This window comes from Parvibacter caecicola (assembly GCF_003725335.1).
Taxonomy (GTDB): domain Bacteria; phylum Actinomycetota; class Coriobacteriia; order Coriobacteriales; family Eggerthellaceae; genus Parvibacter; species Parvibacter caecicola.
Genome location: NZ_QIBY01000010.1, coordinates 23,124 through 41,257, shown reverse-complemented (window position 1 = coordinate 41,257; position 18,134 = coordinate 23,124). Strand labels below are relative to the sequence as shown.

The following is an 18,134-nucleotide window of genomic DNA, read 5'->3' as shown; positions in this document are numbered from 1 at the left end:
AGACGACGTGGCGCCCTTGATAACCGAGCCATCGGTGTTGATGATGTCGCCCGGCTTGGCACCGGCGCCGGTAGTGGTGGTGCCCGGCTCGTCGGTTACCACATGGCTGGGATCGTCGCTGTCGGTGGGACGGTTCACCGGGTTGGCTTCCACTTCGTATTCCACAGTGAGGGTGGGCTGCTTCACCCGCAGCTTCACCGTGGAGAACACGCCCATGTCGGTGTGCACCGCCGCCTCGCTGGCGCGGCCGTTGTCCACGAAGCGCTCGGCAAGGGTGGTGGTGGCGCTGCCGTTTTCCACCTGGCCGTTGCTGCCGATAATGGTGTTGGCGTTCAGCAGGGCGGTGGTTTGCTCGGACAGGCCGTAGCGGGTGGAGGCGAAGTCGTAGTCGCCCACCAGCAGGCCCTGGCCCTGGGTGAGGGTTTGGCCGTTGGTGGTGATGGAGGCGGCGCCGGCCAGGCCCAGGTTCAGCACCGTGTTGTTGTTGGCGCAGCTGGGCACGCGGATGGTGCCGGTGTTCTCGGTGTAGGTGCCGTTGAAGCCAATGAGGCTGTTGGTGGGCACCTTCTCGGTGGTGTTCTGGCCGCTGTCGTGGTTGGTGTTGAAGGCCTTCTGGGATTCCACCGTAGTAGTGCCATTCGCCTGGGATCGATAGGTGGTGCTCAGCAGGCGGTTGGCACGATCGGCGGCAGTGGCCAGCGGCAGTGTCTTGCTGGTGGTGGGCAGCCACGCGGCCTTTGCGTAATTATAGGTATTGTAATAGCTGGCCCAGGAGCCGCTGCCGTTGCGGGCATAGGTGCTGAAGGTGTTGTAGGTGGAATCCAGGCGCAGGTCCTGGCTGTGGCCCTTGTACTCGGCAATGGCATTGGCCCAGTTGCCGTAGGTGCCGTTGTTGTTGTAGTGGTACATCTGCCAGGTGCGGTTCTCCTCCATGGTAAGGGCCATGGGGGCACCCACATAGAAGGGGTTCTGCCCTTGCTTGCTGGCAGCGGCAGCGGTGCGGGCGCTGTAGGCGCCATCCGCCACGTTCTGCAGCTTGATGGACTGATCGGTGAGGAACTTGTAGCCGATCATCTTGCTGGTGACGTAGGTGCGGATGTTGTCGTAGCTGCGATACATGGCCGGGTCCAGCCCCAGCTTGGGCTCAGCATGGGTGACGATGTTCAGCTTGAAGATGTCCAGGTCGTTGTTCTTGATGGCGGTGATGAGGTCGCCCGCCTCGTTCAGGCCGGTGGCGGTGGGCTCGAAGCGCACCACATAGCGCTTCTCCACCACGCCGGAGTCGGTGGACACGTTTTCGTAGGTGCTGGTCACCTTCCAGTTGGACTTGCGGTAATCCACATCCTTGCTGGCGGCGGCCTCTTTGGCGGCGCTGTAGTTGCTGGCGTCCACACTGTTTTGAACGGACAGGCCCCAGTCGTCGGGCTTCACCTCAACAGTGCTGCCGTCGCCACTGTAGGGCTGGCCGGTTTCGCTGTCGTAGGGGGCCACGCCGTAGGGCAGCACCACGGTAACCATAGGCAGCACCAGGGTGCCCTTCTGGCCGCCATCGGTGGCGTAGTTGTTGGAGTACTTGCTGTTGGAAACGGCGTTCTGCCAGTTACCGCTGTAGCTGGTGTTGGTGGCCCAGGTGTAGGGCTGGTCGTTCAGCCAGTAGCGATTCTCCACATGCACATTCAGCTGGCGCACGTCGCTTTCGCTGTCGATGAAGTACAGCTCGTTGTCGCGCTCCTCCGGGTCGCTCATCTGGCCATTGCCCTCGGCGTAGGAGGAGACGGTGTGCCAGGTGCGCACCAGCGGCTTGCGCTGGATGGCGTTGGTGCCAGTTTCGGCGTACAGCACCTTGTTGCCGTTGGCGGTGGCACCGTTGATGGTGTTGGTGGCGCCGCCGTACACGCCCTTGTCGGCGCTGTTCCAGTCGATCTGCTGGGCGTCTTCCACCCGCAGGCCCATCACGTCAGTGGCGCTCACGTCGCCCAGCACCGGCTCGTCGCCCGTGCGGTCAACGGAGTTCAGGGCGGTCATCACCTTGTTGTTCAACACGGTGTAGCCCTTCACCGCCGGCATGTGGGGGCTGCCGTAGGCGGTTTGGTACTCGGGGCAGTGGGCGCCCACGTTGCCGCCGATCAGCGTCCAGTCGAAGTCCATGCCGTAGGGCTCGATGTTCTGGGCGCGGCCCGAGCTGTTCAGCTGCGCGTTGGCGATGCCGCGGGCGCTGCCGCCCTCGTAGTGGTCAACGTCCATGATGGAGTAGTAGGCGCTGGACAGGTAGGGCTCTTTGTCGCCTTCGGTGTTCACCGGCTCGGCGCCGGCCACCACCAGGTAGATGGTGGTGCCCAGCTGCAGGCGCTCGCCTTCGGCCACGTCGCGCTCGCCGGCGGTGCCCATGCGGTAGGCGCGGGCGATGTTGCCGGCGGTGGTGCCGGTAGCAGTTTCGTCATATACGGGCACTACGGTGAAGCCAGCGTTCTGCAGGGCGGTGCGCACCACCTTGAAGTTGCGGTCCACCATCTTGGGCAGGGTGCCCATGGCCGACTCGGGGGCCTTGCCGTACACGTTCAGGGTAACTTCCATGCCCTGGTAGGGATAGTACTCGTCCTCGGTGCCGGGCACGGGGGCAGCCGTGGTGGCCGGAGGCACAGAGCTTACTACCATGCCCTCTTCCCACACGATGACGTCGTCGGCCGGAGGCTCGGGATCGGTACCGTCGCCGGAACCGTCACCGCTGCCATCGCCACTGCCATCGCCGCTGCCGTCGCCAGAGCCGTCGCCCTCGGTGCCGTCGCCCTCGGTGCCGTCGCCGGCGCCTTCGTCGGCGGTGGCCACCAGCGAAGCCGGCGAAGCCGCCAGGCCCGCCTCGGGGGAAGCCATGCCCAACAAAGACTCGGGCGGCATGGATCCCAGCGGCAGGTTGGAGTAGGTGGCCTTGCGCGGCGCGGCGCGCTTGTCGCCCAGGGTGGCGGTGGAAAGGTCGATGGCCGGCTGCTCGCTGGCCTCTTCCACCGTTTCCTCCTGGCCGCTCTCGGCCGCGGCCTGCAGGCTACGGAAGAAGCCGTTGGCCATCATCATCAGGCTGGTGGGGTTCATCATCTCGCCGCTGAACAGGCTGGCCTGCTCGACGTCGTCGCCCTCTTCCACGTCGGCCGGGTCGGCCCAGTTGGCGTAGAGGGTGGTGGTGCCGTCAGCGAAGTGGCGGAACTCGTCGCCCGCCTTGAAGTACACCTTCTCCTGGGTGGTGGAACCGTCGTCGCCGGTCACGTCGCGCAGGGCGTACCAGCCGTTGAACACGGTGCCTTCCGGCGCGGTGAGGCCGGTGCCGTCCGGCAGGGCCACCGCCACGTCGAACAGACCGGTAACCGCCGCCGGCGTGGTGCCCGCGGCGCCGTTGGCGTCGAAGGCGAGGGTCACGGTATTGGGGGCCCACTGGGCGTAGAGGGTGATCTCCTCTTCGGTGATGGGCATCATGTCGTCCACGCGATAGCTGGTGCCGCTGCCGTCAGCGGCGGTGTTCCAGCCGTTGGGGCTGTAGCCCACCCGCTGCAGGTTGTTCACGAACACCACCACTTGACCGCCAAAGGCCACCGAGGGGCTAGTGGGCACGCTGCCGGTGAACTCGGGGATCTTGTTGCCGTCGGTATCCAGCACGAAGTTGCCGGCCTCGTCGGTTTCGTAGGCGTTGCCGTCGTAGGTGGGGGTGATGGTCTTCACCGTCCAGGTGGCGTACAGGGTATCCACCACATCAGCATCGGTGGAAAGCACGAACTCCTGGCCCGCCAGGTAGGCGCGGCCGGTGCCATCGGCGGCGGTGTTCCAGCCGCTGAAGTCGTAGCCCTTGCGAGTGAAGCTGCAGTCGGGCACTTCTACGGCAAAGCCGTTCTCGCCGGTGACGTCGGCGGTGTTGCCGGTGAACTCGGGCACGGGGTTGCCGTCGGCGTCCACCACCGGCTGGCCGTTCTCATCCACCTGGTAGGCATTGCCGTCGAAGGTGAGCTTGCCCACACCCTGGAAGGCGCGCCACTGGGCGTACAGCACGTCCACGCCGCTGGTGAGGGTGTAGTTGTCGCCGGGCTGATAGGCGGTGCCGCTGCCGTCGGCCTCGGTGTTCCAACCCAGGAACACGTAGCCGGGGCGGCCAAAGCCGTCATCGGCCACCACCACGTCGGTTTCGCCATCGGCCACGGGGGTGGGAGCCATCACCTGAGTGGCGCCCTCGCCGTTGGCGTCGTAGCTCAGGCACTTGCGCCACTGGGCGTACAGGGTATCCACCACGTCGGCGTCCAGTTCGTACTCGGCGCCCACCTCGTAGGCGGTGCCGGTGCCGTCGATGGCGGTGTTCCAGCCGTCAAACACGTAGCCGGGGCGGGTGAAGCCGTTGGCGGCTACCACCGCTTTGCCGGTGCCCATGCCCAGCGTGGGATCCATTGTGCCCTGAACATCGGTGCCGTTGCCGTCGTAAATCAGGCTGTCGGACCAACGGGCGTACATGATGTAGCTGTTGTCGAAGGAATCCTCGTCGAAGGTCACCTCCATGGTGTCGCCCGGCTGCAGCAGGGTTTCCCCTTCCTGCATCTCGGGGGTGGTGGCCCAGCCGGCAAACACGTAGCCGTCGCGGGTGAAGCTGTTCTCCGGCATGGTGGCCAGGCCGGTTACCTCTTCGCCTTCCAGCACCACGGTCACCATATCCACAGTGCCCTCGCCGCCAGCAGCGTTGAAGTTCACATACACTTCGCGGTCGCCGGCTTCATTCTCCACTTTGGCGCCGTACTTCACGTTTACCTTGAAGCCGTGAGACTCCAGCAGCGCCAGAGCGTCTTCCAGCTTCATGCCGGTAACGTCAGGCAGGTCTACCCCTACCGTCTTGTCCACTTCGGTTTCTTCGTTGCCAAAATCGCCACCGCCGGCCACGTGACCAGTGCCAGTGGCCTCGCCGCCCACGTAATCGATGCGACTCAGGTCGTCCCACGGGGCGGTAAGCAGACGGTCATACCAGTCTTCGCTCTCGTTGTTACCGAAGATGCGGCTGCGCAGGTTAACCTTCAGCTTGTAGCCGCCGTTCACGTAGCAGTCGGTCATATCGGAGGGGTCGGGGTCGGCGGCGTTGGTCACTTGGTTGTCAACATTGCGGCCGTACCATTTGCCCAAATCTTGTTTCACGGTGATGCGCAGCACCCAAGGCTGGCTGCTGGTCACGTAGTTGTAGCCGGTCATTTTGCTGCGGTCGGCCACAATGCGGCCCTCATCGTCGCGAGCGTCGGTGCCGGGGGCACCGTCAGCGGTGGCCGCCACCTGGCTGTAGCTGCCCAGCAGCGCCAAGCCCGCCCCCTCGCCGGTCATGGCAGAGGAGAAGTCGGTCACACCGCTCTGACGGGTGTTGCCAATGAAGTAACGGGCCGGGTCTTGGTGGGTGCTCACCGCTTCATAGCCATGGTTCTCGCCATAGGGGGTTTGCAGAATTTCCACATCAATCAGCTCGGCCGGGATTGAAGCGTAGTCCTCGTCCACATAAGGGGCAGCAGCATTGTTGGCGCCAGACACCGCGCCGTTCACCGCCTTCAACAACATGGCGCTCAGCTGCACGTTGCCCTCGTCGTCCAGCACCGGCTCGGCGCCGCGGGGCATCACGTAGGTGAAAGTAACACCGTCCAGGTTGCGGTCGCCGTAGTTGTAGGCGGTCAGCTGGGAGGTGTACTCCTGGCCGTACTCCAGCGCGGCCGTATAGGTACCCTGGGTGATGTTACGGGCGTTGTAGTTGTTAACGGTGTTGCTGGTGCCGCCGTGGTTGGTGTCCCGCACCCACCAGTTGTAGTTCACATCGTACAGCGGGGCCGAAACGCCGTTCTGGGCGTTGAACAGGCTGTAGCTGCGGGCTGCCTGGTAATCCTTCGGAGCTTCGCCGGTAACGGCGCGGTCGTCAAAGTCGCTCACAATTTCCGAAGAAGTGGCCAGCCACGCCTTCTGCAGGTGCAAGCGGCTCTGGGCCCAGATAAGCGGCGTGCCTGACACGCGGGTTTCCTCGGTGGCGGTAGCGCCGTCTTCGCCGGTTACCTCGGTGGTGTAGGTGGAGGCTTCCTTGGCGCGCGGGCCGGTGACGAACTTGAAGTAGTCGCGGATGTAGTTGGTATAGCCGCTGCCGGTTTGATTCACCGTCACGAAGGTGTAATCGGGCAGCTCGGTGCGCTGACCCATCAGCAGGGGCTCGGTAGTAATCTTGTAAGACACCTTCTGCTTGGTGTTGGCAGTTTGGTTGTCGGCATCGTAGAACACGCCATTGCTGCCACTGGTACCGTAGTCGTAACTGCTGTTGGGAGCGCTGTTCTGGGAGATGGGGCCCGTGGCCTTGTTGTTGTTCGAGGTGCCCGGGATAAAGCTGTAAGCGTTGTAGAACATCTTCCAAGCATCCACGTGCTTGGCCTTATCGGCACTGAAGGCGCTCTCATGCAACAGGTAATTCAGGTCCAGCAACTGGTTCTGGTTGTACACGCGAGTGGTGCCCTGCACCAGGCCGGTGCTGAAGCTGGTGGAACCGTAGGCCGGGTTCAGGAAGTTGCTATTGGCGCTGTTGCAGTCCGGATGACCGCAGTGCAAGTGGTAGTAGCTGTAGTAGAACTCGCCGAAGCGCGGGAAGAAGCCGGGCTCGATGCCGGCGGTGTTGGCGGAGCCGTCGGCGTTCTTGGCGGTGCTGTCGGAGGCGTCCATGTCCACGTACACCTGGGGCAGGTCTTCGGTAGCGGCGCGCACGGGGAAGGAAATCTCCAGCACGTCGCCCACTTCCATAACCGCCGAACCGGAGTCGGGGCGGTCGGTGGGACGCAGCTTGGTGTGTTCGGTGGAAAGCTTCGAGCCGGTGCCCAGCTCGTTTGCCAGGTGCTTGCCGGAGGTAAGCGAGGTGGCGCTGCCGTCCACGTTGCCGGTGGCCTGGTCGTCAGCAATCACCACGCGGTTCTCGGTGGGATTGTTGATGTCCTTGCCGCTGATCACGGTACCGTCTTCGGCGGTGTAGCCGTTCACGAACTTGTCATAGGCGATGGACTCGTCGTCGCGCACGAACTCAATCTTGAACAGGGTGAAGTCAGTATCGTGCGAGCTTTCGGCCGGGTTAATGTCGGCATAGGCGCGGCCATAGCTGTAGTTCGGGTAATCGCAGCGGTAGGTTTCCTGCGAAGCCACGGTCATGGCGCCGCCGGTGTCCTGGGCCTCCTCTTTGGAAACCTTGGTCACCTTAAGCTTCAGACCACGGGTACGGTCAGCGGTAACGTCTTTGCCATCGAAGTCGTACCAGCGGATGTTGCCCAGAAGCGCCGCTTCCAGGTAAGTTTCGTCGATGTCGGCGCCATCGGTGCCGTTGTAGGCTTCGTAGCGATCGCTCACCCCTTCGAAGTCTTTGTAAGTACCGCCCATCATGATGTCGGTGCCGTCTTCGGCCATGCCCTTGTAGTTGGCGGCCTCCACGGCCGACTTCAGGTACTTGGTGGGAATGCGCTCGTAGAACACCGGATTGTAAATCTCGCTCTCGCCGGCGCCCTCTTCCTGAGTTCCCACAACCGACACGCTGTTGCGCAGCGCCGCCTGGGTGTCGGCGTCGGCAGCAAGATCGCCGCTGCTGCCGCCCACGTTGAGGTTCCAAATGGTGGCGGTATCGGAACCGGAATGCACCGACCCGTCCTTGCGATACACAATATTGAACTGCCAGTTGCCCGGCGCAAGATTGCCGGAATTGAAGGTGGCATTAGTGTAGCTGCCGCCCCAATTGCCGTAGTTGCGCTGATACACGCCGTCTTTGTAGGCCTGCACGTAAATGTAGTCGCAGCAACCCTCGCTGCTCACGCTGAAGTTGAAGGTGAAGTTGGTGGTCTCGTACACGCTGAAGCGCACGCTCATGCTGGAGGACGAGCTGTTCACCCGCTGGTTGGTGTTCTGGTAGGTGCCGGGGGCAGTTTGGCGGAACGAACCCACGGTAACCGCCGGGTTCGAGCCCTTGCTGGCCAAACGGGCGTTCACCAGGGTGTCCTTGTACCAGAACACTTCGCCGGGCACGTAGCCGATCTTCTGGGCGGCGTTCTCGTCGTAGCGGGCCATGGCCTGGTCGCGCGTTTGGAACACCTGGGTTTGGTACTGGGCATTGGGAATGCGGCGGTACACCCTCAGCGGGCTGTCGGTTACGTCGTAGGCGTTCTGCTTGGTGCGCCACTCGCCATGGGTCACCGTGGTGGTGTTGGTGGTGGCGGCGTCGAAGGCCTCGCGGCCCGGCAGCGTGATGCTGCTGGCGTTGTGGTCGCCGGCAGCTTCGTCGTACAGCGGGGCGCCGGTGGTGAGGGTGCCGGGGTTGCCCTTGAAGTCCAGAACGGTGTCCTCGTTGTGGTAGTGGGTATAGGCCACGTCCATGGTGAGGTTGCGCTCAATCCAGTTCTTGGCATCCTCGTAGGTGCCGTTCATCAGGTCTTTCTGGGTGAGGCGCATGTCGGTGTAGCGGCCCACACCTTCCAGCTTCACCACGCCCAGCTCGAACGGGGTGGTGCCGTTCAAGGTAGCGGGCACGTCGTAGTAGGTCCAGCGCATGGCAGTGGCTTCGCGGTACAGGTTGATGTTCACGCCGTGCTCCACGCCCTCGATGGCGTTGGGACGGGTGGCCATGTAGTCGCTCAGCTCGTGGTTCGATTCGGCGGAATCCACCACGTTGCCGTCGGCGTCGGTGTAGGTGTCCTGGCCGTCCACGGTGTACTTGCCGGAGGCGGTTTGGTAGCCGTCTTCCTTCAGCCAGCCGCCCTGGCTGTTGTTGTAGCTAGGAATGTAGTACTCGATTTCCACATGCTTGCGGCCCAGCTGGCGCACGTCCGCCTCATCGCTGGCCAGCGACTGGTCGTTGCGGGGCATGTTCTCGGGGTAGGCGATGTTGTTGCCGGTCACCTCGAAGATGCGGGTGCCAGTAGGCACCTGGTTCACAGTGTCCCAGCCGTCGGTGAAGTTCACCGTAACCGTCACGTCGGCGGTGTGCCAGGTGGGGTTGCGCAGGGCTCCCACGTTGTGGTCTTTGCCCGCCTGGTTGCGGCCCACCAGCACCCGTACCGGATTGCCGTCCTGGTTGGCGCTGCTGCTGCGAGTGCGGCTCACCTCCGGGTTGAAGGCCACGATGCGGGCTTCGGTGTTGTAGTGGTTCACATAGTTGGCCCAGCGCTCGCCTTCGCCGTAGCGGAACGAGTTCACGTCGGCAGTGTGGTTGTAGAAGGACAGGGTGGAAGTTTGGCGCGCGCCATACTGCTCGCGGCCGGTGAGATCGGCGCCGGGGTTCAGCTTGCTGGTATTGTTGTCCAGCATCTCGTGATACTTGTAGATGGTGGCGCGGCCCTCATCACCCTTGGTGCCATATTGGTCACTGTAATAGGGGTTGCCGTTGCTGTCGTTCAGCAGCGAGCGCTTGTTGCCCACATAGTACTGGCTGTAGCCGTGCAGCGGCGCCGCCGTGGTGGTGAAGGTGGCACGAACGCTTTGAGCGCTGTAGGAGGGGCGATCGTCGTTGCCGTTGAAGGCCAGGTTGGAGATGGTGTTGTAGGTAAGCGCATCCGGGTTGGTTTGCAGCTCGTCGGTCATCTGGGTGATGACGCGGATGTACACCCCTTCGCCCTTGCGGATCAGGGTGTCGAAGTAGCTGTAGTCATCCAGCCGCAGGCCGGTGTTTTTCTTGCCCACCGAGAAGATGATGGTGCGGTTGTTGGCGGCGCCTTCCAGTTCGGCGGAGGAAGCCTCCGTCTGACCCTGGTTGCTGCTGTTGCCGAACACCGTGATGGTGATGTTGTTGCTCTCCACCGCCTCGGCGCCGGCCTCCACGCTCTGGGCGATAACGGTGCCCAGCTGGGTGGTGGAACCCATGCCCTCAAGCGGATTGCCCTCGTCGTCCATGCCGGCGTACTGCACGGTTACGTTCCAGCCGGCGGCCTTCAGGTTCTCCACCGCCTGGGCCTCGGTCTGGCGCATCACGCTGGGCACGTTGGCGTTGCCCTTGCCCCAGGCGTCCGCCTGGCCGTACACCACCAGGTTCACCACGGTGCCGGGCACCAGTGCCGTGCCGGCGTCGATGTCGGTGCCGTCTTCGGCCTGGGCCGAGATGATCTTGCCCAAGTTGGCGGCGTCAACCACGGTGGTGCCGTCGGCCTCGTACTCTTCCGCCTTCACCTGCACGTTAACCTTGCAGCCGGCAGCGGCCAACTGCTGAGCGATGGCGGGCACAGCGGCCCCTACCATGGCGGGCGCGGCAAACGGCGCCGGGCCCATCACGTCGATGGCGATGCGGTTGCTGCTGGCATAGGTGCCGGCAGCAACGTTCTGGGCCACCACCTTGCCGGCCAGCGCTTGGTCGTAGGCGGCGTCGCCGTAGTTAATGGTGTTGATGGCCACGTTGAAGTTGGCGGCCTCCAGCGTCTTCACCGCATCGGCCTGGGCCGGGTTGGTGCTGGACACGTCGGGCACCAGCACGGTGCCGTCCTCGGGGGTAACACCGTCTTCGCCCATCACCGGGGCGTTGAACACCGTCAGCACCACTTCGGCACCCACCGGCGTCTGCTGGTTGAAGGGCACGCTCTGGCCCACCACGGTACCGGTGGCGGGAATGGCAGCAGCGGGGGCTGGGTCGGCCTCCCCGTCGTCGGCGCCCTCTTCGGACGCCGCCGCGGTGCCGTTCTGGCCGCGGGCGTAGGTGTTGGTGTAGCTGGCGGGGATGAGGGCCACGTTGCTGATGTACATGATGGTTACATCGAAGCCGGCATCCTTCAGCTGCTTGTAAGCGTCGCTCACGTTGGTGGCCACCACTTGCGGCATCAGCTTGCTGCCACTTTCCTTGGTTACCTTGGAAAGGTCAGTGGAAGCGGGGGCGTTGGTCAAAGTTACGGCATTGCCTTCGCCCAGCAGCGTTGCAGTTACAGTAGAAGCCAAGCCGCCTTCGATGGCGCTACCATCACTATTGTGGGTGCCCACCGTGTTCTTTGCCACAACAGACGTGCCGTCATCGCCCACTTCGCGCAGCACTTCCCAGCCCACGATGCGTTGGCCCTTGCCCACGGTGAAGCGGCCGTCCACATGCTGCAGCGGCAGGGCGGAGTTGCCGTTCGCGCCTACGAACAGGGTGTACTCCACATAGTCGCCGGCGTACAGGGCGCCGTCGGGAATGTCGTTGGTGGCATCGCTGGTGTCGATGTCGTTGTTCTTGTCATCGGCATTGGGGGCGTAGCTGAAGGGCCAGGTCATGGACTGGCCATCGGCGTCGTAGCCGAACACCTGGTTGTTGCTCTTGCCGTCCACACCGCTTTCAATCTTCTTGCCGCGGGTGTAGTCCACGTCCATCTGGCCCAGCAGATGACGGGTGCTGTACTCGGCGAAGCGTTCCACATAGTTGCCGAAGGCCTCGGTGTTGGGGTCTTTCGACTTGATGCGGTCGATCTTCAGCTCGTGGCGGGATACCTCGCCGCGGTACTGGTTGGCCTCTTTGCCGAAGGTGGGCGTGGAGGTGTAGTCCCAGTTGCCGCCGTCGGGGTCGATGGTGGCAGCCTGGGCCTGGGTGAAGTTCTCGTAGGTGCGGTCCACAAACACGCCATCGTACTTGAAGGCGTAGTTGCCCAGCTGCACCAGGTTGCCGTCCGCGTCGTAGGTGTCGCCCTTGGCCTGAGCCGTGGCGGTGGGGTTGGCGGCGGTGCCCTTCTGGGTGGGACGCGACAGCCACTGGCCCGAATCCAGCATGGTTTCGGGGAAGCGGCGGTTGGCGTTGGGGGCCACAAAGGCCAGCTGCACCTCGGTGATCAGGGCCTTGGCGTAGGTGCCGTTCACCGTGGGGTCGTCCTCGAAGCCATCAATGGTGTTGGTGGCGTCGGTGGCCTTGTACAGCGGGTAGGAAATGGCGTCGTCGTTCAGATTTTTGAAGGGACCGTAGCTGCCCAGGGAAACCCGGTTGGTGGGGCTTACCGTCAGGCCGCCGGCGTAGTCGGCCGCCACGAAGGAGTCGCGCAGGTAACCCTCCAGGTCGATGGCGTAGTCGCCGTCGGTGTCCAGCTTGCCGTCGGCGGTCAGAGGCGCGCTCACGCGGCCGTCCGCCACCAGCTCTTGCCAGGTAACGTACTTGTTCTGCTCTTTGCCGTTGGCATCGATGTACTTGAACATGAACTTGGCCACCTGGAACCACTCGCCGGCGCACTGGCTGCAGTTGGCGTCCTCGGGGCACTTGGCCGCGTCGAACATCACCTTGGCGCCCAGGTAGCGCTGCTCGGCCTGGTCGGTGAGGGCCTGGGCAGAGGCAATCTTGTCGGCGGCGGCGCCGTCGGCCTCAAGCTTGTCCAGGGCGGCCTTGTTGGCATCCCACTCCGCTTTGCGCTGCTCGGTGCGCTGGGCGTACAGGGCCACCAGCGCCAGCGCCTGCCACTGAGCCTCGGCCTCATCCATGGCGGCCTTGGCGGCGTCAATCTCCCGCTGCGGGGTGCCAGCGGTGGCCTTCTTGGTTTCGTAGGTTTCCTTGGCGGCGTTGTAAGCCTCTTCCAGCGCCTTCGCCTGAGCAGTCAGCTCGGCGGCGCTGCCGGTAGCGGCGCTGCCCTCCCCCGCCGCATCGCGGGCCTCGGCGCACTCCTCGCAATCGACATCGCACACGCCCGAAGGCACCAGGTTCACCGGCACGTAGAGATTCTGCAGGCGGAAGATGGAGTTGATGCGGTTGGCGCCGCTGTAGTTGGTGTCGATGATGGAGCGCAGGGTAACCTCGGAGAGGTGGGCAGCACGGTTGCCGTCCACCTGGTTGGCCACGTTGCCGTCAACGCGGTTGCGGAAACGCACCTCGTAGGTGGCCTTGTTGGGGGTTACGTTGTCGTCGGCGTAATCCACGATGGCCACGCTGTCGGAGTATAGATCCTGGTTGGAATACTGGCCGTCGCCGTTGGTGTCGCGGCGGTTCCAGCCATAGCCATTGTGGTATTCATTGCCAGCCGAATCGCTCTTGCTGTGCATGCTGTAATCAACGCTACCGTTCCACAGATAATCCTGGCTACCAGTTTGGGTGTTGTAAGAACCGTGCCAGGTGTTCACCCACCAGCGACCCGTAGTCTCAGACTGGGCGTTGGGGCTAGAGGTAGGCAGCGCCGGGCTGCCGGTGGGCACGCCGCGATAGTCGCTGGTCCAAGTGGGCATATAGCCAGAACCAGGAGTGGTGTAGGTATAGCCCCACACGTCGGTGGCAGCGCCGGAAAGTGCCGTGTTGGAATGGGTAGCGCTGTTGGAGGGGTCGTAGGTGAACTGCTGACCTGTGCCAGTGATGTCTTTGCCGTCCACGTCCTTCAGCAGGGTGGTGGCGTACTTACCGTCGCTTTCCGTTTGCAGCGTGGTGGCGTAACCGGCCTGAATCTTGTAGCCCACCATCCAGCTGTTCTCGGTGGAGCTGTCGGCCGGCAGCCAGTAGCTGCTGCTGCTGTTCCAGCTGTTCCAGCCGCCTGCCCAGTTGTGGGTGCCGGCCCAGGTGCCGTACACGCTGTGGGTGGCGGTCACGTAACCGGGCACCTTGAAGGCGAACATGTTGTTGGGGGTAACGGTGGTTTCCAGCGAATCGCTGCCAGTACCGGCCAAAGTGGTGCCGGTGTTCAAGCTGAACACCTGGTTGTTCTCGCCGCGGCTACCGTAACTGCCGTTTCCAACGTAGCTGTTGTTGGTGAGCGGGGCCGTGCGACGATTGCCGTTGTCCAAACGGTCGTTGTCGTAGAAGTGGCTGTAGCTCACGGTGGCGTTGTTGGTGGCGTTCTGGCGGTAGTCGCTGTAACCGTAGGTGATCTTGGAGGGGCTGGCCAGATAGGTGCTGGCCTCGTAGGGGTTGGACACCTTGTTCTGGGAAGCGTAGTTGTACAGCTTGTTTACCTGGCCCACGTACAGGTACGGGCGGCCCAGCACCGCGTAGTCGGCCTGGGTGGCCTCGGTGCCCTTGTCGCCGTCGTAGATGCGGGCGGTTTCAGCGGTGGCGTCGGCGTCGCCGGCGTAGGGGCCCAGGTTCAGCTGGTAGCTCACCACCATCTCGCCGTCGGGCAGGTGCAGCGTAAGCGGCTGCTTCTGGCTTACGGCGCCGGCTTCCTTCACCAGGGCGCTGGTGCGGCCGGTGCCGCCGGCGGTGCGCACCACCGCTTTCATGCCAATGGTGTTCTCCACGTAGGCGCCGTCCACCATCTGGTAGTTGGGCACCCAGCTGCCGGCGTAGTTCCAGTTGGCCTTGTCCATGAAGTCAGGGTCGTGGTCGAAGTCGCGCTGGAAGTAAATTACCGCGTCGCCGTTCTTGTCCACGCCCTCGGCAAACAGCTGGGCCAGGCCCTGGCTCAGCTCGAAGTCGGTGGTGGGGGCAAGGGCCAGCACCGGGTCGCTCTCCACGGTGTTCACCAGGGTTTCGGTGTACACCACGGTGCCGGCGGCAGCCTTCTCCACCGGCATGCTGTTCTTATCGAAGTAAATCACGTTGCCGTTGTTGCCCACCCGCAGGCCGCTGGCGTTCACGCGCTCCTCCGGCAGGGTGGGGCTGGCGCTGTAGGCGGCGCTCAGAGTAACCGGCTTCACCTCGTAGGTGCCCTTTTCGCGAATTACCAGGGTGCGGTCACCGCTGTTTTCGCGCTTCCAGCCGGTGTTGGTGTTGGCGTTGGTGAGGGTGATGGGGTTAGAGGGACTCTGGATCCAGCTATTCACCGGATTGTCGGCGTCCTCCACCCAGCGGGCGGTGTTGATCTTCACAAACACGTTGCGGAAGTTGCTGTCCACGTTGTACTTCGCCTCGTTGGTGGCCGGGTTCAAGTGGGTGGCAACGCCGCTGCCGTTGCGGAACTTCAGGCCCATGCCCACGAAGCCGAAGTAGTCGGTGTCGGCATCGGGGTACACGGTGGGCATCACATCGGTGATGGTCATGTTGTCGGCGGCCGAGTAGGCGCCCCACAACTGGTAGTTGGAGTTGCCATAGGCGGAGCTGTCATAGCCGGGGGTTTCGCGGTACAGGCTCATGAGGTAGGCGTTGTCGGCGCCGTAGCTGGCGCTTTCGGTGCCGTCGTTCAACACCCAGCCGCTCATGGGGTTGTTCAGGTAGTTGGGGTCGTTCCAGGCGTTGCCGCTCTTGCTGAAGGTCTTCTTCAGGAAGTTACGGCTCTCGTACACGTTGAAGGCCACGCGGGTGCGCAGGTGGCGCATCTTTCCTTCGTCGAAGGCATGGTAGTGCACATGGTGATAGCTCCAGTAGCTGGAGTAGTAGTGGCAAGCGCCGGTTTGGTGCAGGTTGCGATACGACCAGCTGCCGCGGGCTTCGCTGTCATCGGCCAAATCCTTGCTGGTGTCGGCCCGCTTGGTAGGAGAGTCGTAGCGCTGGGCCGCCTTGTGGCTGTAGGTTTCGCCAGAGTAATCGCCGCCGATGGTCATGGCCACATCGGTAGTGGCGTTCACGGTGGCGTTGCTCTTGTAGAAGCGGCCGGTAACCTCGAACGACATGTCCTTGGTCCAGGTGTTGGCATCGCTCAGGCGATCGGCGAACCACTGGCCGTAATCGGGAGAAACCGACTTCACGCCGCCGGCGCCGTCGGACACCTCGGTGCCCTGGTTGATGGTCACGTCGTACACCACCGACTGCACCGGGTTGATCAGGGCCTCATCGGTGTACTCGGCGAAGGTGTCCTTGTAGGCGGTGGCCTGGTTCACGCCAAAGCTGGGCTGTGGGTTGTTGGTGACGATGGTTTGGCCGTTGGCATCCACCTGCAGCAGGTTCAGACGGAAGTAATAGTAGCCGTCCTCGTCCACCTGCACCGAAGTAGCGGTGCCATCGGAGCTGTCAGTGATGTGCAGGCTGTTGTAGTACTCGCGGCGGATGGTGGCGCCGTCAACGGTGAAGCTGCTGCCGTTCTTGTAGTTCACGGTAACGGAGTTGATGTACTTCAGCGCCTGCTGGCGAATCTTCACGTAGTAGGCGTCGAAGGCGCCGGTGTCGAACTTCTGGGTAAGGGTGAGGCGGGCACCGGTGTTGTAGGTTACCGAACCCACGCTCTCGTAATGGGTGTTGTTGGCAGTGCCGTGCCAGTTGTTCACGTCCCACGCGCCATTGGGAGAGGTGTACAGGTTGGTGGCGTTGTCGTTGATGCTACCGTAGGCGTGGCGGGTGCTCACGCTGTAGTTGTAGTAGTGGTTGGGGCAATGCCAGTTCCAGGCGTTGGAGTAGCCCTGCTCCATCAGCCAAGTGCCCTCCGGGTAGTTGGCGGTAACCTGCCCAGCGCCGCCGGGAGTGGTGTCCACCTGGCGGAAGTCGGTAAGGAAGGAGCCTTGGGCCTTGTAGCCGATGTTGATGGTGCCTTCGTTCTCATCGCGGCTGCTGCCCCAGCACCCGTTGTGACCGTAGTGATGGGTGTCGTTGCTACCGGAGGTATAGTTGGTAAAGCGGTAGTTCTCCGCGGTGCCCTTCAGGATGTCCCAGGTGGAGTAGTCCTCTTCACCCTTGTCGGTAGAATCGCCGAACACCAAGTCGCCCTCGGTGTTACCCTCGCCGCCGCTGGTGGCAGAACCGGTGGACACAATCAGCACCACCTTCGGCTTGCTGGTGCCGTCGCCCTCTTCCACCAAGTCCACGCACAGCACGTGGTCCTTGGGCACAATATCATTGGATTCGTACTCGTAGGTGGTGCTCACGTCATAGCCGGCCGCCGTGAGGGCATCCCACGCCTCTTGCGGCGCCTTGCCCTGCATGCTGGCGAACAGCTGGTTGCGCAGCTCTTCAGGGGAAAGTCCCAGCGAAACAGTGATTTGCACCTTCTTTACTGCGCCGCTGCCGTAACCGTCCTCAGGGTTCACGCGCTCGATGCGGATCACTTCGCCCTCGGGAATGTCGGCCACGCCATCGGTGCCGGTTACATACTCGTAGGCGTAGTCTACGTCGCCCTCGGCGTCTTCGTGCTTCACCACAATGTAGCCAGCCGCCTCCAGGGCCGCCCGCACCGCTTGCACGCTTTTGTCGTTGCCGGTGTGGGTGCCTTGCACGTAGTCGCCAAAGGCAGCGGACTCCTGGCCCGCTTCGGTAAGGCCGCTGGACACCACGATTCGCACGCCGGTTTCAGTATGGGTCACCGGCGGCACGTAGCCGTCTTCGCCCTCCACGCCCTGGGCCGGCACGTCCACCACTTCCCAGGTTACATCCTTATCGATGCGAATGACACCCTCGCGCAGGTAGTCGCTCTTCTCGCTGGCCACGGTGGGGTCAACGGTGTAGCCGGCCGCCACCAGCGCGGTGCGGGCCTGCTCGGCGGTCTGCTCGAACAGGCTGTCGAACAGTTCCTTCTCAATTTCTTCGGGGGTTTTCACTTCCTCCGGCTGCTTGCCCTTGGAAACAGTCAATTTCACTGTGGGGGCGCCGCCGTTGTCCACCATGGTCACAGAAATCACGGTGCCGGCCTCGATGGTGTCATGATAAGCCTCGGCCACTTCGGCTTCCACCGTGAGGCCCATTTTCTCCAAAGCTTCGCGGGCGTCCGCTTCGGACATCTTGCCCTCGATGGCGCTGAAGTCCAAATCGCCCACTTCCTCATCCTCGGGGATGCCCAGCGAAATGGTCATGAACACCACCGCCTTGCCATTGGCGGAGGTAAGAGGCTTGCCGTTTTCATCGGTGTACACGCCGGGGGCGCTGGCATAAATCTGGTCACCGTTCGCATCCAGCTTCAGCTTGGCTACAATCACGGTGCCCTTCGGATACTTCGCCACCGGCTTGCCATCCACCAACACCTTATCGCCATTCTCGTCGGTAAGGTATTCGCTTTGCACTTCTTCGGTTTCGTAGATGTAGGTATCCACCACCGGCGCCTTGCCCTTAGAAACCGTCAGCTGCAGGCGGGTGGTGCCCTCAGCGTCGCCGTCGGCACTCTCAATCACGGAAACTTTGATCACAGTGCCAGCGGGCACGGTGTCGGAATAGTCCTCCTTCACGGTGCCATCGACGATATAGCTGCTGTTCTCGGCCAGCTTCTCGCGGGCCTCGGCTTCGGTCATCTTGCCGTCAATCTCGGGGAACAGGCTCTCTTCCCCATCGCCCGGGGTACCGGGGGTATTGCCGCCGCTATTGTCACGGGCGTCTTCCTCAATCTGCTCTTTCGCTTCATCGAAGGTAAGACCGGTAC

The 18,134-nt window shown here is 63.0% G+C and carries 1 protein-coding gene (only partly in view); it reads right to left on the bottom strand.

This entire window lies inside a single protein-coding gene on the bottom strand: locus DMP11_RS06835, encoding a PASTA domain-containing protein. The 79,695-nt coding sequence extends 39,660 nt beyond the window's left edge and 21,901 nt beyond its right edge, so the window shows coding positions 21,902-40,035 — codons 7,301 (partial) to 13,345 (complete); the first complete codon in reading order (the gene reads right to left) occupies positions 18,130-18,132. Both the start codon and the stop codon lie outside the window.